This window comes from Siphonobacter aquaeclarae (genome assembly GCF_900103285.1).
Lineage (GTDB): Bacteria > Bacteroidota > Bacteroidia > Cytophagales > Spirosomataceae > Siphonobacter > Siphonobacter aquaeclarae.
In genome coordinates, this window is the sequence record NZ_FNGS01000002.1 from 1 (window position 1) to 21,196 (window position 21,196).

Below are 21,196 nucleotides of genomic sequence, written 5' to 3' on the forward strand. Positions count from 1 at the left end.
TGTCAATTGCTGCTTACGCACTTTCGTTGACGCTGGGGAGGAAGTATGCCGGCCCGGGAACCGGCTTCCTCATTCTTGTGTGTCTGCTGTCGGGAAGCATGTTCTTCTATCTTCAAAAACGGAGCAGTAGTCCGTTGATCGGTATCCTGAAGAACGGGATGCTGAGAAATGCGTTGCTGGCAAATTTTTGGTCTCCAATCTCATGATGACCACGCTTATCGTCAGACCGTCTTTTTTTGACGATCGGTCTGAAGCTCGACAAAGCCACTGTGGGTTGGCTGATGTCCATCGGGCCGTTGATTTCTATCCTGACAGGGATACCTGCCGGAAAATTTGTGGACAAAAAAGGTCGGGCTCTATCATCCAAATTGGCAGGTATAAAATCCTGGATAAAAGACGCAACAACTTTCAGGTTAAAACTGATGCCGATTGCATTGCTACGCCGGCCAGCTCGAGCAGTTCGTAAACCGGGAGATTCTCGATGTGCCCTCTGTTCTGATGGTGAAAGAATGCCTGAACTTAATCAAACGAATGTACTCGGCGATGCCAGGCGCCTTTTGTAAATTTGGCGAAGGCACTTAATCCATGCTGAGCGCAGTGTTCTCATTTCAAATCTCGCGCCCGGAACTTCACAGATTATCTGCAACTTTTCCCGTACCATTGCAATGGCTTAACCCAGGTAGTGAAAGGCGGCCAATTATCAATCGATAAGTCATTATGAAACAGTTGGTATTTGTTGTTTTCATGCTGGCAGGCACCTGCTCATTCGCGCAGATCAATACTGGCAAAACATTGGAATCCAGGCAATCGGCAAAAGCTGAAGACGACAAGGAGTTTGATAACGGCTCTATGCTCACACGGGAACAATTGCAAAAAATTCCGGCCAACGAGCTGGCTGAACTTGGCAAAATCTGGGGATTTTTGAAGTACCACCACCCCGCAGTGGCCAGCGGCAGGTACAATTGGGATTATGAACTTTTCAGGATACTGCTCCAATATAAGGACGCGGGAAGTAAGCAGGTTAAGCAAACGGTACTATTGTCATGGATTGACCGGCTTGGACCTTTTGGAGAACGAAAAAATACAGAAGCACAAACCGGCGAAATGGCACTTCTTCCTGATTTAAGCTGGATTCAATCTTCCGGTTTTAATGAGGAATTAAAAGCCAGGTTAATGGCCGTAAAAAACGCCGAAAGAACCGGGGGAAACTACTATATTGGAACTACCCCGAACGACAATCCGGCATTCAAAAACGAAAATCCTTACGAGTCAATGAACTATCCGGATGCCGGGTTTCGTTTGTTGGCCCTGTTTCGCTACTGGAATATGATCCAGTATTATTTCCCCTACCGAAAGCTGATCGATGGAAATTGGAACGATGTCCTGCCGGAATTTGTCCCGGAATTCCTCGCTGCTCCCGATGAGATCCACTACAAATTGGCAACGTTGAAACTCATTACCAGGATCAACGATACGCACGCAGACATACAGGGCGACTCGGTGCTGAACAGCTATTTCGGAGATAGAAATGCAGCTGTCGATGTCTCATTCATAGAAAACGAAGCTGTTGTAACGGGCTATCACAAAAAAGTACTGGGTGAGCAATCGGGCCTGAAAAAGGGGGATATACTGCGAAAAATAAACGGGAAAGCCGTTGCGGAAATGATCCGGGAATCGCTTCCGATCACCCCGGCCTCCAACTATCCAACGCAGCTGCGCAAGATTGCTACGAAACTTTTGCGGACTAACGATTCCCGGATTGTGGTGGATTACAAACGTGGTCGGGAAACCGGAAGATTAACACTCAAAAGCTATGACCAGAAGACGATGCAAGTACCGCGGAAAAACCAACGGAAAGACACTTGCTTCCGATTGATCCGGCCCGATATTTCTTATCTGTATCCGGGATCATTCAAAAACCGGTACTTACCGAAAATAACGCCAGAGATACTCAAAACGAAGGGTCTTATCGTAGATTTACGGTGTTACCCCAGTGATGATCTGGTGGATACTTTCGCAAATATCTTGCTTCCATCTCCCCGGGAATTCGTAAAATATTCCGTTTCGAAGCTGACCTATCCAGGACTCTTCGAGTTCACAGCTCCCATTCAGATCGGGGCGGACAATGCGGATTACTTCAAGGGAACGGTTGTGATCCTGATCAATGAACTCACTCAGAGTGCTGCCGAATATACCGCCATGGCATTCCGGACCGCGCCGAAGGTCAAAGTGATCGGAAGTACCACTGCCGGAGCGGATGGAAATACCTCCGCCATTTACTTCCCCGGCAATATAGTGACATACATTAGCGGCATAGGAGTATTTTATCCGGATGGACGGGAAACCCAGCGGGTCGGCATCATACCTGACATTCACATCAGCCCTACTATTAAAGGAGTCTCCGAAGATCGTGACGAATTAATAGAAAAGGCCATTGAAATTATCGACGGCAAATAACCATTGGCAAACCTTAATATCACCGAAAATGTCAAAGCTTCTTACCAGAATCTGACATCATGATATTTACTGAAGGGAGTGTCTGATTATGGCTTTCAATCGACTTGATTCCGCCAGGATAGGTTCAACGAATGATCGCCACAATTGGTCGTCCGATTTTCCGGAAGACAAAAAAGCCAGTCATGATTCACATCACAACTGGCTTATACTCAGTATTCGCGACAATGTAAATGCCGAACGGGTGTTCTGGCGGTATAAAACCAACGTCGAAAATAAGTTACTAATGAACGTCCCCGGTTCAACTTTTTAAGATTGTAAAAGAAAGACAATCTGCCTATGGAATCACCACCACTTTACCAATAGTTCTTCCCGATTCAACCTGCAAATGTGCTTCACGCATTTCAGAAAAGTTAAACTGGTGTGACACGTAAGGTTTAATCACTCCTTTTTCAAGGAGTAAAGCGATTTGCCTCATATCTTCTCCATTTGATTTGACCAGAATAAAGTAGCCGTCAACTCGCTTCTCTTTCGCTCTTTCGGTCACTTCGTCATTTAGTCCGGTTGGAATGCTGATAACGATTCCCCCTTCTTTGGTAACCGCAATGGAATTGTCGATGTTGTCTCCTCCAATGGTATCCAAAACAAAGTCGTATTCGCGATTTTGGGCGTGCCAATCGTAACCAGCGTAATCAATATGCCTGTCGGCCCCCAGGCTCATGACAAAGTCCTTATTTCTGGACGAGGAGGTACCAGTGACATGGGCGCCCAGGTATTTTGCCAGCTGAACGGCAATATGGCCGACGCCGCCGACAGCAGCGTGAATCAGTACATTCTGGCCTTTTTGCACCTTCGCATGTGATACCAATGCCTGCCAGGCAGTCAACGCCACCAGAGTCGAAACCGCTGCTTCTTCAAACGAAACATTAGGCGGTTTGATGGCCAACTGAGCTGCGGGTGCTGCGACATATTCGGCGTAGGCTTTTCCATGGCCCGGAAAATTGACCATACCCAAAACCTCGTCTCCCGGCTTGAATAACTCACTCCGACTTTCCTGCACAACTCCTGCAATGTCCCATCCGAGGATAATTGGCGATTCATCCTTCAGGACAGCATATATTCCTTTGCCTTCGCGCACTTTGGTATCGACGGGGTTGATGCTAATTGCTTTTACTTTAACCAATACTTCGCCCGTATTAATCCCGGGGATCGGAATATCAACAGGCTCCAGCTGGTCTGCATTGCCAGGCTTGTTTAAAATGATTGCCTTCATTGCTATTAAGAGATTTTACAGGCGGGATGGGTTTTCAAATGTCACTTTGGAAGATGTGCTCACCGAGATTGAGTTCGAGGTCTCCATTTTGTTGCAGGCCTTTACCAAAGAGTTTTTTGATTCGTTGGCGGGCTTCCGGCCATTCGAGAGAAGCAAAAAATTTGACCTGGGTATCAACAATATCTTCATTCCTGGGAATGATTGCTCTTTCATTCATAATGGATTTGATCGAGGCAATTGCTTTCTGATCGAATGAGGAAATCCTTCTGGCAAACCGGTCAACGAAAGAATCCAGCTCGGCGTCCGGAATAGCCCTGTTTACCCAACCGTAGGCCGCTGCTGTTTCGGCATCATAATCCTGACCGCTCAGAATAATTTCGAGCGCCCGGGCCTTGCCTGTTAACAGGTGTAAACGCTCCAATCCGCCGCCGCCCGGAAATGAACCGATACCTATTTCGACTTGAGCCAAAAAGGCCTTTTCCTTGCTGGCGAAGCGTATATCGAATGCCTGAGCGAACTCGCTTCCAAGCCCCCTTGCTCTTCCGCGAATAGAGGCAATGCTTACGAAGCTGGCTTGCTCCAGCCGCTTGGCCATATCCGGCCAGGCAATTGACAGTCCGGTCCTGCCCGTACCTTTGGGGAAGTCATTTACATGGAGTAGCTCGACATGGGCCACAAAAAAATCAGGGTTGGCACTTTCAAAGACCACCACTTTCAGATTTTCGCTGGCTTCCATTTCATCCAACAGCACCATCAGCTGCCTGGAGAACTCGGTATCAAACATATTGATCGGGGGATTGTCGAAAGTGACTTTCCAATAACCCTCGCTGATCTTGTCGGTCCTGAAAATCATGGTCGTGTCTGAATAGTTTTTGAACAAATAGTTAGAATGCTCAAAACTATTGCCCGGCACTTTCAGCCAGCGAACACAAACCAAGGAGATCTTTATACTTTTCCCTGATTGCGGATTTCTACCGGGGATTTACCCGTTGATTTCTTGAAGAGACGTGAGAAGTAGGGAACATTGTCAAACCCTAACTGATATGCTACATCCTGCACATTCATGTCTGTTTGGGTCAGCAGGATCTCAGCCTGCTCGATGACATAGTCGTGTATCAATGTGATGGTATTTTTCCCGGTTTCCTGCCGCACAAGGTCAGTGAGGTAATTAGGCGAAAGGTTGAGCTTGGCGGCTAACGCAGATACGGTAGGTACACCTTTTGCAGGCTGCGAGAGGTTGTTGTAATGATCCTGCAGAAGCTGTTTCACTTTCGACAGGATTGAGTGAGAGGGGGCCTGATGATCACGGAACTGCCTTTCATAGTACGTTTCTGCGTAAGTAAGCACCACATTCAGCAATGAAAGAACCACCTCCACATTGGCATCGGCTTTGTTGTTAAGCAGTTCCATGTGAATCCTCGTAAAAAGCCAGGTGATGGTTTCTTCCTCTTCCGCGGTCAGAAATAGTGCATCATCAATTTCGTAGCTGAAATACTTGTAACGGCTGATCTGACCGGCGATGGGATTTCTCTTGATTAGACTGGGGTGAAAAACAAAGGCGTAGCCGTCCCAAAACGTAAGCGTATCCCACGAAACCACTTGGCCCGGCTCGCTGAATAACATCAAGCCGTTTTCCGTATTGTATTTGCCGCTGCCATATCTGATATCACCTGAGAAATTTTTCTTAAATGCTATTTTGAAAAGATTCACCTGAATTTCAGCACTTTGGGCCGGAAAATTGGGAATAGTCTGCTTGCAAATCCGGCTATCCATTAACGGGTGCATCGGGTTTGACAGGTTCAGGTATTTATTATAGTCGGCTAAGTCGTCAAATACTTTCATACAACAAAAGTAATCAGAACGACGTCTTACGCCGTCCCCTCATGGCAGGCAAACAATAACCGTTGTTGTGTCATGGAATGGTTCGAAAGTACATGAGCGCAAAGGCTTCAGAAAGAGTACGTCCGATACCCTCATGCCGGCGAAGCGCAAAGAGACCAGCCAGGTATTTCGGGCGTGTCGCTGCACGCCTAATAAATTATCAGCAGAGTGCATCATCTGCAGCAAAAGTCATTTCATCGACAAATTATTCCATTTTGTCGACACTCACCAATTATATCTGTATCTTTGACTGCTCGCTGTTCTGAGGCAGAACCTTGTCCGCGCGGATAATGTGGCATTGCCCTGGAGCGAAGAGCGGCGAAGTCGAAGCGGAAAATTGACTTCGTTAGGAGGCCGGGACGAAATCTCGGCTTTTTGATTATCAAGTCACTGTTTTACACCCGGTCGGTCCCGCAAACGCTCTATCAGAATACCCGATGAAAAAAATACCCTGCCGCGTTGTGGCATTTTGTCCCCACCGAATTCTGAATACAGGAGATACTGTCCGCGATCAAATCAGCAGCTGGAGTTCGTTTCCGATGACAAAAGGAATTATTCCGGAACCCGGCCAGATTGTAGGCATCTTTCGTTTCACGGATCAGCTGGTCATTACCCCGCCTCAGTCGGAACACTGGACCCATGACCAGATACGGGAATGGATTGGTCAACGACGGTTTGTCGTCACCGAGGTGGTCGAAGGCGATTCTCATCCTGTTATTAAACTTGAAATGATAAGTTAACTGTCAGGAAAACATCGTCACCTGAACGTGATGTCCGGAACTGACTTCAGGCAGGAAAGCACGGTTAAACCGCTTTTCTAAACAACAAACCGGTTTTTGTAATCACCGGGGGTAAGGCCTTTAATGCGTTTAAAGTTTCGGTAGAAGTTAGACAGATTATTAAATCCGCTTTCAAAACAAATCTCTTCTGTACTCATCTTATTTTCAACCAACGACCGGCACGCATGACTGATTCGTACCTCATTCAGAAAATCATGGTATGTTTTATGAGTCATCAGTTTAAAGTACCGACAGAATGAGGTGACGCTCAAATTAGCTACGGAGGCTATTTCTTCGAGTGTTATCGGTTGCGCATAATTGGCCAGGGTATAGTTGCAGATATTGTTGAGCCGGACCGTTTCCATTTCGTTTGATTGGTAAAAGGCCTTGGCGGATGTAATGATTTCCATTTCATCGGATTGGGCGATTACATCCAGGATCGACAGCAGCGTCATCAGACGTTGAAAAGGAGTAGCCGTTATGGCCGCGCGCATCAGGCCGGCCAGTTTTTGATTCGTCGCGCCGTGAAATAACAATCCCTGCCTGGCCCGTTCGAATAATACGCGTATCGCATGCAATTCATCTAAATTCAGAAAATCCCGTCCAAAACAATCCGTTCGGAACTGGATCAGAATAGCTTCGACCTGTAGTCCGGACCCCTCCTGAAAATACTCCTGATTGCACCGCCAGGTATGCGGCAGATTCTCGCCTACCAACAGTATTTCTCCAGCCGAAAAGTTACTGACATTGTCGCCGATAAACCGTACCCCCTCTCCCCGAACGACATAGTGAAGCTCCAATTCCGGATGGTAATGCCAAATCGTTCCGAAGTTCGCTTTCACGTCGTGCGAGATCCGGAAGGAATCCTGCAAGCTAACCGGTACTTTGTAAAAATGAGGTTTCATAGGCCGCCACCCGAAATGATAAATTCGTACACTGATTAGCGAATTGGTAACACTGGATACCCTTTCGAATGCATTAATTTTGCTGGTAAAATTAAATGATTTTACCCAATAGTACAACTATTGGCCTCCCAACACGGAATAGTACAATACAGCGACTTTCTAATCTGGCCCGTATGCTCCAGCGATTCCTATAATTTATTTTCGTTTTCCGATGAAGAGTCATTGCCGGCTACCATCCGTTAATCGACCAATACCATGAAGTTGCTCCCCATTGCTGATATGTTGATTATACTGCTGTATTTGGGCGGTATGATTCTGGTTGGTATTTACTTCTCCCGGAAAAACAGAAACGCCGATCAATTCACGACGGCTTCCGGAAAAATTCCGGGATGGGCCATTGGCATGTCGTTATATGCTACCTTTTTAAGCAGCAATACTTTTCTAGGCGTACCCGGTAAAGCCTTTGGCAGCAATTGGAATGCCTTTGTATTTAGTCTGTCGATGCCCCTGGCGGCCTGGGTTGCGGCGAGGTATTTTGTCCCTTTTTACCGAAATACCGGCGAAGTATCCGCCTACTCGCATCTCGAAAAGCGCTTTGGCCCCTGGGCTCGCACTTATGCTGTTGCCTGCTTTTTACTGACACAGCTGGCCCGGATGGGATCCATCTTTTTTGGCATCGCGCTCAGCCTGCAGGCGCTGACGGGCTACTCCATGATTTCCATTATGATAGTGGTTGGCGTCTGCATTATCATCTACACGGTTTTAGGAGGTATGGAAGCGGTTATCTGGACCGAAGTAGCTCAGGGAGTTATCAAAACGGCCGGCGCGTTGATTATTCTGTATCTGGTCATTACCCAGGTTAGCGGGGGCCTTCCACGCATTTTGTCGATGGGAGCCGCCAACAACAAATTCAGCCTCGGAAGCTTCTCCCCTGACTTCACCTCCTCCACGTTCTGGGTAGTCCTGCTGTATGGCTTTTTCATTAACCTGAACAATTTCGGGATGGATCAGAACTATATTCAGCGGTACCATACCACGAAATCGACCAAAGAGGCCGCCCGCTCGATCTGGCTGTGCGTGTACCTGTACGTCCCCATTTCCCTGGTTTTTTTCATTTTAGGAAGTTGCCTGTACACCTATTATCAGCTTCATCCTGATTTGCTGAATGAGGTCCGCTACCAGGTCGCGGGTGAGCGCCTGCCCGGCGGGGCTCCTGAGGCTATCGCGCGCCTTGCCGACACGTTGACAGCGGCGGATATCGGCGACAAAATCATGCCTCACTTCATGGTTCATCAGATTCCGGCGGGACTACTCGGTCTGATTATTGCGGCTATCATGGCGGCCGCCATGAGTACGATCAGCTCCAGCATGAATGCGTCGGCAACCATTTTCCTGGTCGATATCTATCAGCGCTACCTCAAACCGGGCGTTGCTTCCCGTCAGTCGTTGCGGATTTTATACAGTGCGACCGTCGCGTTCGGCCTGCTTGGCATGATGACCGGAATTGCGATGATTGGTATAAAAAGTGTCCTGGATGCCTGGTGGCTCTTATCAGGCATATTCGCCAGCGGCATGCTGGGCCTGTTCCTGCTGGGCATTATCTCGCACTCGACGAAAGGGCCGGAGGCACTTACCGCAACCGTGATCGGACTTCTGGTTGTCATCTGGATGACGTTTCCGAAATTCATACCCGATCCGTTTGCCTCTCTGCGAAGCCCGTTTCACCAACATATGATCATGGTGATCGGTACCCTGACCATCTTTCTGACGGGCCTGCTCCTGACCCGCCGGGCTTCCGGGAAACAATAGCCGGGCCCTGTTGACAGCCACAGAACCTGAAAACGGGGTTTACATAAAAATCTACTTCTTAATATGCTCATTATGAGTGAATCAGTGAATTCCACGCAACCACTCCCCCACGGACTTATTCCGGTAATGCTCACCCCTTTCACGGAAACGGGAGCTGTCGACTATGCCGGATTGCATCAGCTGACGGACTATTACCTGAAAGCCGGCGCCGCCGGCCTGTTTGCCAACTGCCTTTCGAGTGAAATGTACGAGTTGACAGACGCTGAACGGCTCGCTACGACAAGGCAGGTAGTCCGACAGACAGACGGCTGTATACCCGTTGTGGCTACCGGAACTTTCGGAGGAAGTCTCGATCAGCAAGCAGATTTTATTAAACGTATATATGATACCGGTATTCAGGCCGTAATCGTTATTACCAGTCAGTTGGTATCCCTGCACGACAGCGATCAGACCTTTCTGGATCGCATGGGCAGGCTCCTGGACCTGACCCCCGGGATACCGCTCGGATTGTACGAATGCCCGGCTCCTTATAAGCGACTGATTACAACGGATATACTGGCGCAGTTGCTGCCGACCGGCCGTTTGATCTATCATAAAGACACGAGTCTCAGTGAAGAGGAAGTCAAAAACCGGCTGGCAATCGCCCGGGGTTATAATTTTGGTCTGTATGATGCCTACATGGTCAATGCTGTTTCTTCCCTGCGGGCCGGCGCTGCCGGTTTATCCTGCATCCAGGGGAATATTTTCCCGGAACTGCTGGTTTGGCTCTGCAATCACGTTAACGATTCCTGCCTGCAGGCGGAAGTAACAGAAATTCAGCGGTTTTTAGTGGACTGCATGGACCTGGTTCACACCGCGTATCCGACTATTGCCAAGTATGCCTTGCAGCAGCAGGGTTTGCCCATTTCGTTGTATACACGCCGGCAGGTTGAACCGCTCACCGATGCGCTGCGTACCGGCATGGACCAACTGCTGGCGAAAGCAGGGCGGTTAACAAAAGCGGTGTACCTCAATGAACTAAAACAGCGCCCGCTGGTTTGAAACGACACTTGCATTTCACCTGCTCCCCAAAGGCTAAGCACCTCATCATCAGCCCACCACCTTTCATCTGACAGAATCTCCAACGGATACCCGGCATTTATGCCTCCTGAAGAAGTACCTAAAAAGCAACCTGCTCTGTGAATGAATGGCAGGATGCTTTATAGTGATAAAGGCACTATCTCATTGATTTGCACCCTGGATGGCGATCCGGCCTCTTCATCCTGTCCGCGCCTGTTCCCCTTTAGATCAGATGCTATAAAATTATGATAAATTCGTACACTCAATTGATATGTTTAGTAACAGACAAATAGGCCTTCCGGCTTTATTTTTACATAAAAATTATATCTGCCCCGCAAAACGTTAAAAGACCTGCTCATTTAGCGTGGTTTTTTCAGGATGAGTCCGGACTTTATTTATGCGGCGTCATAGCCTCAAAATAGTCATTGTACAAATTTACTGTTCGTGCCTGACCATCACGACCTGGAATACTGTGCCTTTTTCAATCAATTCCCCCAATCTTTTACCCCCTGATTTAACTTAAACTACTAACATGAAAGAACGACTATTTACCTTGCTGCTTCTGGCAGCCGGGCTTGGCTGCGGCATGCTGCAGGCAGCGGCCTTGCCTGGTCACAATCGCTTATATGCGCATTCTGCCGACGATATACCCGCCGCCGAAATCACCGTCCGTGGAAGAGTAACCGACAGAGAAAAAGGAGAAGGCATTCCCGGCGTAAATGTGGTGTTGAAAAATTCCCGGAAAGGCACTACCACCGACGCAGACGGCAATTATTCCATTGTTATTTCGACGACGGCCGACGTGTTGGTTTTCAGCTCGGTTGGCTTTGCGACTCAGGAGATAACCGTTGGAGACCGAACCTTGCTCAATGTGACGCTCGAATCCGATGCGCGTGCCCTGGACGAAGTCGTTGTGGTGGGATACGGTTCGCAGTCCCGGCGGAATGTGACGGGTTCGGTTGCAAAAATCGACATGAAACAAACCGAAAACCTCCCGAATACCAACGTAACGCAATCCCTGAGGGGTCGGGTGGCCGGTGTGCAATTCACGGACAGCGGTCGCCCCGGCCAGAACGGTTCCATCCTGATCAGAGGACCGCGGTCTCTGGGCGGCGGCAATGACCCGCTGATTGTTTTGGACGGAATTTTCTTTAACGGCAGCCTGGCAGATATCAACCCCAACGACATCGAGTCGATGGAAGTCCTGAAAGACGCCAGTGCTGCGGCCATCTACGGATCACGGGCTGCCAACGGGGTCATTCTGATTACGTCCAGGCGGGGAACGACCCGCAAACCCACTATCCGTGTGAATGCCTTCACGGGCGTCTCCGAAATGGGTCGCACCGTTAAGCTGCTGAGTCCGGAAAGGTACCTCCAAAAAACGCTGGACTACCGGACCCAAAGCGGTCTGCCTTCCGATCCCGCCAGCGTAGCCAGCTACCTGACGACGACCGAAGCCGCCAATTACAAAGCCGGCAATGTCGTCGATCCCTGGAAGGCGGCTTCACAGCCCGGACGGATGGACTCCTACGATTTAAGCCTTTCGGGGAGAAACGAAGCTACCAATTACTACCTGTCGGCGGCGTTCACGAACGAAAAAGGGGTTATTCTTCAGGATAACCAGAAGCGGGTTACCCTCCGCACCAATATCGAGAATCAGGTTACCAATTGGCTGTCAGTTGGTATGAACACAACGTTCGTCCGGCGTGATTTATCGGGCCGGGAGGCCGACGTAGCCAGTATCTATTACAGCAGCCCGTTCGGCACCTGGACCTACCCGGACGGCGAACCCACCCAGTATACCGTACCGGAAGACCAGGTATCCGGCCAACCGATACGCGCTGCCCTGCTAACCAAAAACGAAGAGATTTACAACAACCTGTTTTCCAATTTTTACGGCTTGGTCAACATCCCGTTTGTCAAGGGACTGTCTTTCCGGGTTAACTACTCGCCCAACTACCGGTGGAACCATACCTACAATTTCGTACGCCAGGATCGGCGGCTGACCAACAATACGACCAGCGCCAACAAGTACAACCAGGAAAGCTTTGACTGGGTATTGGAAAACATTCTTACCTATACCAAACAAATCGGTAAGAACCACGGCCTGGACGTAACATTGCTTTATGGCCGAAACCACCAGCAATCTGAATCAACGACAGCCAATGCCAACCAGCTAAGTTCGGACGCATTGGGCTGGAACAGCCTGACCCTGGGCGGAACGCAAACGACCACGTCTGCCGCTTCGATGGTCGACGGAATTTCGTCCATGGCCCGACTGAACTACAGATTCAAGGACCGTTACCTGCTCACGCTGACGGCCCGCCGGGATGCCAGCTCGGTGTTCGCTGCCAATAACAAGTATGCGACCTTCCCGTCAGCGGCCCTCGCCTGGATTGTGTCGGACGAGTCGTTTATGCGCAAAGCCACCGCTGTTGATCTGCTTAAGTTCCGTCTTTCCTACGGGGCAGTCGGCAACCAGGCTATTCAGCCCTATCAATCGCTTGGCTTGTCAGGGATTACTCAGTATGTGTACGGGGATGGAGGACCGACTTCTGTCGGGATTTATCCTTCGACGATGGCAAATTCCAATTTGAAATGGGAGACAACTTACACGGCCAATGCCGCGATTGATTTCAGTCTGTTCAAGGGGCGACTGGGAGGTACCGTTGAAGTATACAACAGCGACACCAAAAACCTGATCGTTCAGCGCTCATTGCCCACACTAACCGGGTATACCAGCGTGCTGACGAACTTGGGAGCAACGAATAACAAGGGGATTGAATTAACCTTCAACACGGTCAATCTCCGGAAAAAGAACTTCGAGTGGAGCAGCAATATCGTCCTGTCGGCCAACCGGAACAAAATCGTTCACCTCTACCGGTCCGACACCAATGGCGACGGCCAGGAGGACAATGACCTGATCAACCGGTGGTTTATCGGTCAGCCCGTCACCGTCTACTACGATTATGTTTTCGATGGTATTTACCAGCAGGGCGATCAAATTCCAAACGGATCCCAACCCGGGTTCATCCGGTTCAAAGACCTTAACGGAGACGGGAAAATCGACGCCACCAACGACCGCACCATTATTGGCCAGGGCGGTCAGCCCAAAATACGCTGGGGCGTTACCAACAATTTCTCTTACGGTAACTTGTCCCTTTCCGTCTTTGTGAACGCGATGCAGGGCTGGATATCGGATTTCATCCTCCTCGATCCCAACTCAACAAAGAGCGAAAACTCACCGGGCCGCGCCCTGAACCAAATCGACGCAGGCTGGTGGACGGCCGACAACAAGTCCGACACCCGGCCGTCGCTGGTTTACACAAATCCTCTGGGATACAACTACTACGTAAGCCGAAATTTCGTCCGCATTCAGGACGTATCCCTGGCGTATAATTTCCCCGCCAAATGGGTCAAAAAAGTTCACGGTACGAATCTGCGCGTATTCGCAAGTGCGAAGAACCTGTACACGTTTACCAAATGGCCGGGCACTGATCCCGAAAGCGGCGGCACGACGAAATCCTCTTTCTACCCGATGCCCCGAACGTATACCGTCGGCCTGAACCTCGGTTTTTAGTCCGTAACCAATTGCAGATCCCATCACTTTACTGGACAAGCAACAATGAAATTCAAGCAATCCCTTTCAGTCATTCGATCCATCAGTATGCTGGCCGGCTGCTGTGCGTTGATTCTTCTGGTCGGTTCGTGTAAAGACCAGTTTCTAAATGAAGTCCCCCAGTCGTCGCTGAGTTCAGACGTTGTTCTCAAATCGAGGGCCGGCTTCGACAACTACATTACCGGTCTGCATCAGGCCGCCCGAGACGAGCTTTCACAGGAAGATCTGGGCAGCTTTTACGATATGTATCTGGGTACCGACATTGCCACAACCGGCCAGGAGCAAACCGTAAACTTCCGCAACTATACCACATTCCTAACCCCTACATCGGCCGCAGCCAGCAGCTTCTGGAATTGGGGCTATACGAAAATGATTCTGCGGGCGAATACCGTTATCGAATATGCCAATAAGCCGGAGCTGAAGGGCATATTCGCCAGCGAAGCCGACCGGAACGCCGTTATCGCCGAGGCCCGCTTCTTCCGCGGGTATACCTATAACCTGCTCGCCAATCTTTACGGAGGCGTGCCCATTGTGGATGTCACGTATCAGGCTCCCAAAACCGACTTTGTACGGGCCAGCCGGAAAGAAGTATACGAGTTTGCCAAAGCGGACCTGGAATTTGCCACTCAGTACCTGCCCGTTACGGTGGCAAAAGCAAACGAAGGCCGGATTGTCAAAGGAGCAGCCGATCACCTGCTCACCGAGATCTACATCAACCTGGGCGAGTACGACAAAGCCATCGAAAGCTCATCCCGCCTGATCAACTCAGGCACTTACCAACTGATGACGAGCCGCTTCGGTGTCCGGAAAGATCAGCCCGGAGATGTGTATGCGGACTTGTTTGCAGAAGGCAACCAGAACCGGAGCAGCGGTAATCTGGAGTCGATCTATGTCTGGCAATATGAAAACCTGACACCGGGCGGAGCCGGCACCAACAACGGCAATAATACCATCCGCGGATGGGTTCCGTTTCTGCCGAATCTAAAAGACCCCTCCGGAGGCACGGGTATGGTGGTTTCGGACAGTCTCGGCCGGGGAGTAGCATACAGCCGCCCGACCACCTTTTTCCTGTATGATCTCTGGAAAGATAATTGGACGAACGATATCCGGAACTCGGTCTATAACATCCGGAGGACGTTTTACTACAACAACCCGGCATCGGCGTATTTCGGGAAAATGGTAGAAAAACGAACCGCTAACGAAGATACGATGCGGAACGTCTATCCCTACCTGCGTAAACTGGAAGGGAAGCCGTTTAACGGGTCAAATACGTCAGGAAGAACGGGCAAGGATTTCATTGTTTACCGCCTCGCTGAAACGTATTTGCTGCGGGCAGAAGCCTATGTTCGTAAAAACGACCTGACATCCGCCGCTGCCGATATCAATGCCGTGCGTAACCGGGCCAAAGCGAAGCCTGTCGCACCCGCCGACGTAACCATCGACTACATTCTCGACGAACGGGGCCGGGAATTGATTACCGAAGAGCCGCGCCGGCGAACACTCAGCCGGATGGGCAAATTGGTGGAGCGTACCCGAAAATACCAGTCGCGCGTAGACGTGCGGAGTACCATTCAGGATTATCACGAACTTTACCCGATTCCCCAATCCGCGATTGACGCCAATTTCAGCGCCAAACTGACACAGAATCCCGGTTATTAATTCATCCACCTATCTTTATCCCTAAGCCAGGCCGGTCGGACCTGATTCCGGATCCGACGGCCTGGCTTTTTCTTCATCATTATGAGAGCCAGGCTAATCGTATTGCTGCTGCTTCAGGGGCCGCTGGTGGCAACCTGGGCCCAGAACAAAAACTCAATCGGCATGCAGCTCGTCCCGATAGAAGCCGGCAGGTTTTACATGGGTTCGGAGCGGGAAGGCAAGGATTACGACGAAAGTCCGGTTCACCGGGTGAGCCTGTCAAAACCGTTTTTGATGTCTGCGACCGAAGTAACCAATGCCCAGTATGAAGCCTTCGACCCTGCCCATAGAAAAATAAGAGGGAAAAATGGCTTTTCTACGCAGGATGACGAAGCCGTCGTCTTTGTCTCCTACCGGGAAGCGACTGCCTTTTGTGATTGGCTTTCTCAGAAGGAAGGGAAATTCTACCGCCTGCCCACAGAAGCCGAATGGGAATACGCCTGCCGCGCCGGAACCATTTCTGATTTTTCGACGGGTAGTTCTCTGCCGGGCGTGTACCAGAAAAACCAGTCGACGAATCGAAATACCGCTGTCGTCTCCCTCAAAGTCGGCCAGACACCGGCTAATCCCTGGGGCCTTTTCGATATGCACGGTAACGTGGAAGAATGGTGCCTGGACTGGTACGGCCCCTATCAGGCAGGGCCGCAGCAGGATCCGGTGGGTACGGCGAGCGGTCTGTATCGGATTAGCCGCGGGGGAAGCTTCGGCACACCTGTTTCCTTTCTGCGATCGGCCAACCGGTCAGCGATGATTCCGGAAGATAAGAACTGGCTGGTAGGTTTCCGGGTCGTCCAGGCGCCTCTGCCTGCAACCAATCCATCTTCAGTAAAAACGGCGGCCTATGGGAGTCCTGTTTCTCAGAAGCGCTATAGCTGGAAGCCGGCGGACGCGGAAAAGCCCATCTTCCGTGAACCCCAGCGGTATATCAACAAGCCCGATTGCACTCACCCGATCCCGTTTTACAGCCACAATCACCAACCGGCCGTTACCTGGTGTCCGAACGGCGACCTACTGACGATCTGGTTTTCGACCGACGAAGAGAGCGGCCGGGAAATGACTGTTTTATCCAGCAGGCTTCGGGCGGGCGCATCCACGTGGGACGAGCCGACCGAATTTTTCAAAGTGCCGGATCGAAACATGACGGGGGCCTCTCTCCTGCACGATGGAAAAGGAACTCTTTATCACCTGAATGGCGTGGAAACGGACGGAGACTGGCAGGATTTGGCCATGGTGTTACGTACCAGCACGGACAACGGCGTAAGCTGGACAACTCCTCGCCTGATAAACCCGGAGCATACAAAGCGTAACCAGGTCATAGCCGGCCTGAGCCAGACCAAAGAAGGCTGGCTGATCCAGCCGGCTGATGCAGACCCCGGTCCTTCCGGAGGAACAGCTATTCATGTCAGCAGGGATGGGGGCAAAACATGGGTGAATCCCTATACAGACCCACAGACTCCCGGTTTCGGAGCAGGCGAAACCGGAGGACTGATTGCGGGTATTCATGCGGGCGTTGTTCAGTTGAAGAACGGTGATCTGCTGGCGCTGGGGCGAAAGAACGATATTCAGGCCCCTGACAACTCAGGCCTGCGCATGCCGATGAGCCGCTCTGCCGACATGGGCAAAACCTGGACCTATTCCCCTTCTCCCTTCCCGCCGGTCTGGAGCGGCCAGCGACTGGTACTGACCCGCCTCAACGAAGGCGCGTTGCTGCTGGTTTCGTTTACGCATCATCCTGATGAACGCACTGAAAAACTGGCCGGTATGACTTTTCAGTCGGCAGATGGAAACCCGTATAAAGGCTACGGGATGTACGCGGCCGTATCGTTCGACGAGGGGAAAACCTGGCCGGTAGTCAAACTACTGACCGACGGCAAAGAGCGGTATCTGAACGGGGGGGCCTGGACGGGCGCTTTCGAAACGGATCAGACGCATGCCGAACCCAAGGGGTACCTCGCCGTTACGCAAACGCCTGACAATGTAATCCATCTGTTAAGCAGCAGTTTACATTACCAGTTTAACCTCGCCTGGCTGAACCAGCGCCCAATGGCGCCTGCCGGCAAGTAAGAACTCCGGATCCCAACGAAGCATCAATCGGGGTCGGCCACTCCCTACGTAGAAAAGAAAAGCAAAGCGGAGGCTCTGTGTCTGTTTGCCGAAACGGACACGGAGCCTCTGTTTGCGTCTTTCCGAGACCCTTCTGTGTTACCCCCAGTCGAAGGTAACCAGCTTGTTATTCAGCTTCCATTTCACAGGAAGCCGGTTTTCCATCCAGTCCAGCGGCTCTCCCGGCGGCAGGGCTTTCGCGGCGTTGGCGAAGGCCTGCCGGATCGCGCTTTTCTGCGGAGCGCCTATTGCTTCGGGTTGTGCGGAGATAAACAACGGCGTGCCACTTTCGGCCAGCAGCCGGAGCCATTGCTCATTTTTTTCCCAGGGAACATCGTTGGTAAGACCCACACAGTCCGCGTCGACCGCATAAAATTTGCCGTGCTGCGGCAAACGGAACGCCAGCGTATTGACGCCCATTTTGCGGGTCCGGGCCCAGTCTTTCCCGCTGGTATCGTCGCCGGTCCGGCATATTTCGAAAAGACCGGCGCTCAGATGGCTCATCGTATTGCAACCAAGAACGCAGATGCCGTCGCCGGCCCCTTTCCGGATCGTCCGGTATAACCCCAGCATGATTTCCGCATTTGTTTGATGCCTGTTGTTGAAAGACCACCCGGCAGGCGTGATGCGGTCGCCCATCGAAAAGCCCCACCTGCCTGTGATATCGTAGGTGGTGAAATCATGCTTCACCAGTTCATATCCCCAGGCTTTGTACAGGTCAAAATAATGCCGGATGTAGGCGAGATTCTCGGGGATAGTCGGGTCGAGCACCGGATTCCGGGGATTGTCGCGACCGGGAATTTTCGGAGCCAGCCGGTTTGCTTTCTGGTCATGCCGGGCGCAAAGCGGACGCATCCACAGGCCGGGGCGCATGCCGGTTCGTTTGATTTCGTCGGCCAACCGGTGCATATCCCTGAATTTGTCGTTCGGCTTTGAAAAGTCATCGTTCCAGCTGCCGTCGCCGGGCAATTCCGGAGAATAAACCGCCCAGCCGGCGTCAATGACAGAAAACGGCCTGTTGTTGCTATCCGAAGCCAGCTCGGCCATTTGGGCCGTGCTCGTCCGGATCAGGTCAAACGAATTGTTGCCATACGCAAAGTACCAGTCGTTTATCCCGTAAACGGGCTGGCGCGGCAAACGGGGCTTTTCGCACATCATCCCGCAAAAGCGATGGTCGGTCTGAAACGGACGCTCCCCACGCTTGCTTTGGGTAGTAACGATATCAGCGGCGTGCAACCGGCGGTTACCCAGTACGACGCCGTCTCCCCCCGACCGCGTGTCGAGTACCAGCTCCAGCGTATCGGCGGTCAATTCCCACCAGCAGATACTGTTCGGAGCGGTTTTGACGCCAAAACAAGCCGTTGTTGCCGAGTCATTCAGCAACACATACCAGGGATACTTCATGCCCGCTGAGTTGGGTTTCCATTGCAAATCACCGTAAGAACGCTCCCAATGATCGCCCAGCACCTGGGAAGACGCCGCAAGCCGGTGCTTCCAGACCAGCCGGACCGTACAAAGAGGCTGCCTCGGGGAAGAAACAAATACGGCGGTGGCGTTGCCGGCAGATTTTAGCACCACTTCGACCTCGCCGGCGCCGAATCGGGAGCTGCCGGTCCTGCTTAATTTTACCTGACCGGTACCCGAATCCATCCAGACTTCCGCCGGATCAGTCAGAAGCAGCGCCGAGCCGGGAGCGGCATAGGTGAGTCTGTCCAGCAGAACGGCTATTGAAGCCGCTCCGGATAGTTGAAGAAAATGACGTCTTTGCATGACGGACTACCTTTTTTATGAGCCGTTTATCGGGTAAACTGTCCCTGATTACTCAGGTGGATACCATTTTTTATATCCTTATCCACGGCTGCTCCTAGCGCATACCGCTGTTAAAATTGCCGATGGCTTCGGACGTTGTCAGGCACCGGTCATACACGCGGACTCGTTTGATCTGAGATTGAAATTCCTTTGAAACGGTCAGGTAGTTGCCGCCGTTGACACGCTCGAGTTTCTCATCAAACCAACCCCAGCCGCGGCGTCTGTATTTACCGCCGTCGCCTAATTTCCCGTCTACAATTGTGGTGATGATATTCGGGCCTCCGTCTGCCACAAATACAAAATGTTGCAGCGTACCTTTCCGGATCACGCCGCGGTCGGTATCCCATTCGCTCGTAACCGATCCGTTCGAAATGGATAGCTGAAGCGTCCTGAACCGGGAGACGGAAATCCAGACGCCGCTGCCGGTATTATCCTTTCTGGTATCCAGCAGTATCTGCCCCGGCGACAGATCCTTTATGTTCGCCCATATTTCGATGGTAAAGGCGCCTTCTTTCAGGTTGGGAAGTGCCGTCAGCGGAATTTTCTGTTCCAGGGTTTTACCCGAAGCATCGGCTATTACGTTGTCCGTTACGGCCGATTTGCGGGTCGCCTGTTCCCACAATCCCTCCAGCAGTTTGGGATCAATTTCATGTACCCTTGCGATTACTTTCTGCGTTTCCGTTATCCAGAATTTTCCATCTTCCTCGATCAAATCCGGATAGCTCATGATATCCTTCGTATTGGTGGAATAAAGCAGTATTTCCGGTTGTGACCAGTAGATATGCCCGTCCTTTTCCACCCCGCCGCTGATCCAGGCCGGGTTCCGGTTATATGGCCCCGGATCGCTGTTATTGTGAAACCAGAACAGGAACTTTCCATTGCTGCATTTAAAAAGCCGGGGACATGCGCGGGGAGTTTTAAAGGCCTGCCCACCCGGCGTATACGTCGCAAACTCCGGCTTGCTCCAGGTATGTCCTCCGTCTCTGCTGTAGGCGTGTCCGGGAAAACCGTTCTGCGTCCGGTACATGCAATAGAGATCGCCGTTCTTTAAGCTCACGATGTTGTGTTCCTCCTGAACGGTTCCTAATTCAACCGTACTAAGTCCCTGATCGCCGTCCGGCAACATCTCCCAATGCAGCTTATCCGGTTCTCTTTCTGTGTTAATATTGTCTGATTTGAAAAACCATCCCTCCCCCATGTCGGAGATGAATTTTCCCATTTTCGTAAATCCGAAATACATGTTGTTTCCCACCGTTATGGGTTTGGAAATACCCCACAAAAGCTGAACTTCTCCGTTCCATTCATTGATAAAGTCAATGGCCGTTTTCCGGACCGGTAAGCGGTATCGTTTTGACCATGTCTTCCCCTGATCGTCGGAATATTTGAAACAGTACCAGCCAAGCATATCATTCCGGATAGGCTTTTCATTTAAATGCGTCACATTGTCGCCGTTGTAGTCATAAAAAGCATAAATGCGACCATACGGAGTCAGATACGGAATAACCCAGGACGCTGCCGGACCGGTACTGGGTTCAATCGCGATGGTATCCGACCAGGTTTTGCCATGATCCGAACTTGTGCTGCAGACAATATGCTGTCCACCGGCGCCTTCAATACCTTTTCCGGTCGTAAAAACGCAAAACCAACGCTTGTCTTTGAGCGTGACGACATACGGCTGGTCGTTGTATCCGTTCTTATAAATAACGCTTCCGTGGCTGATATCCCGCAGATCCGGTTTTTGTGCGACGGCGGCGGCGTGGATAAAGACGGAAAGGAAAAGCAACTTCTTCAGGAACAGGTTCATGTT

General features: G+C 51.1%; 14 protein-coding genes. 8 read left to right on the top strand and 6 right to left on the bottom strand.

Annotated features, from left to right (window positions below; translation table 11 throughout):
• Positions 1–206, top strand: a 206-nt coding sequence (locus tag BLR09_RS25660) for a hypothetical protein (RefSeq protein ID WP_218126601.1), incomplete at its 5' end; no start/stop codon positions are given.
• A 511-nt stretch (positions 207–717) separates the two neighbouring features.
• Positions 718–2,457 (top strand): S41 family peptidase, encoded by a 1,740-nt coding sequence (locus BLR09_RS03535; protein ID WP_093197889.1) that lies wholly within the window; start codon positions 718–720, stop codon positions 2,455–2,457.
• A 334-nt stretch (positions 2,458–2,791) separates the two neighbouring features.
• On the opposite strand, the gene BLR09_RS03540 is transcribed toward BLR09_RS03535, so the two are convergent.
• From BLR09_RS03540 to BLR09_RS03550, 3 genes are all read right to left on the bottom strand, one after another.
• Positions 2,792–3,727 (bottom strand): NADP-dependent oxidoreductase, encoded by a 936-nt coding sequence (locus tag BLR09_RS03540; protein ID WP_093197891.1) that lies wholly within the window; start codon positions 3,725–3,727, stop codon positions 2,792–2,794.
• Between the two features lie 34 nt (positions 3,728–3,761).
• Positions 3,762–4,580, bottom strand: a complete 819-nt coding sequence (locus tag BLR09_RS03545) for an enoyl-CoA hydratase/isomerase family protein (RefSeq protein WP_093197894.1) — start codon at positions 4,578–4,580, stop codon at positions 3,762–3,764.
• 92 nt (positions 4,581–4,672) lie between these two features.
• On the bottom strand, positions 4,673–5,569 hold the full coding sequence (locus BLR09_RS03550) for a helix-turn-helix domain-containing protein (RefSeq protein ID WP_093197897.1): 897 nt from the start codon (positions 5,567–5,569) through the stop codon (positions 4,673–4,675).
• A gap of 476 nt (positions 5,570–6,045) precedes the next feature.
• Here BLR09_RS03550 and BLR09_RS03555 point away from each other — a divergent pair, with 476 nt between their 5' ends.
• Entirely contained in the window at positions 6,046–6,348 is a 303-nt protein-coding gene (locus BLR09_RS03555; RefSeq protein ID WP_143011010.1) for a hypothetical protein, read from the top strand.
• 77 nt (positions 6,349–6,425) lie between these two features.
• Here BLR09_RS03555 and BLR09_RS03560 read toward each other — a convergent pair whose 3' ends face one another.
• Positions 6,426–7,292, bottom strand: a complete 867-nt coding sequence (locus BLR09_RS03560; RefSeq protein WP_093197903.1) for an AraC family transcriptional regulator — start codon at positions 7,290–7,292, stop codon at positions 6,426–6,428.
• Between the two features lie 255 nt (positions 7,293–7,547).
• Between BLR09_RS03560 and BLR09_RS03565 the strand changes: the two genes are divergently transcribed.
• The 5 genes from BLR09_RS03565 to BLR09_RS03585 all read left to right on the top strand — a co-directional run bounded on the left by BLR09_RS03565 (position 7,548) and on the right by BLR09_RS03585 (position 17,541).
• On the top strand, positions 7,548–9,101 hold the full coding sequence (locus BLR09_RS03565) for a sodium:solute symporter family protein (RefSeq protein ID WP_093197906.1): 1,554 nt from the start codon (positions 7,548–7,550) through the stop codon (positions 9,099–9,101).
• A 72-nt stretch (positions 9,102–9,173) separates the two neighbouring features.
• Positions 9,174–10,142, top strand: a complete 969-nt coding sequence (locus tag BLR09_RS03570) for a dihydrodipicolinate synthase family protein (RefSeq protein ID WP_093199613.1) — start codon at positions 9,174–9,176, stop codon at positions 10,140–10,142.
• 550 nt (positions 10,143–10,692) lie between these two features.
• On the top strand, positions 10,693–13,740 hold the full coding sequence (locus BLR09_RS03575; RefSeq protein WP_093197910.1) for a SusC/RagA family TonB-linked outer membrane protein: 3,048 nt from the start codon (positions 10,693–10,695) through the stop codon (positions 13,738–13,740).
• A 45-nt stretch (positions 13,741–13,785) separates the two neighbouring features.
• Entirely contained in the window at positions 13,786–15,438 is a 1,653-nt protein-coding gene (locus tag BLR09_RS03580) for a RagB/SusD family nutrient uptake outer membrane protein (protein ID WP_218126602.1), read from the top strand.
• 81 nt (positions 15,439–15,519) lie between these two features.
• Entirely contained in the window at positions 15,520–17,541 is a 2,022-nt protein-coding gene (locus BLR09_RS03585; RefSeq protein ID WP_093197917.1) for an SUMF1/EgtB/PvdO family nonheme iron enzyme, read from the top strand.
• Between the two features lie 138 nt (positions 17,542–17,679).
• Here the strand turns inward: BLR09_RS03585 and BLR09_RS03590 are convergent, their stop codons facing one another.
• Positions 17,680–19,350: an alpha-amylase family protein gene (locus BLR09_RS03590; RefSeq protein WP_143011011.1), complete on the bottom strand. Its 1,671-nt coding sequence runs from the start codon at positions 19,348–19,350 to the stop codon at positions 17,680–17,682.
• Between the two features lie 94 nt (positions 19,351–19,444).
• The gene (locus BLR09_RS03595) at positions 19,445–21,193 is read right to left on the bottom strand and encodes an exo-alpha-sialidase (protein WP_176785439.1); all 1,749 of its coding nucleotides are present in this window, start codon (positions 21,191–21,193) and stop codon (positions 19,445–19,447) included.
• Between the last annotated feature and the right edge of the window lie 3 nt (positions 21,194–21,196).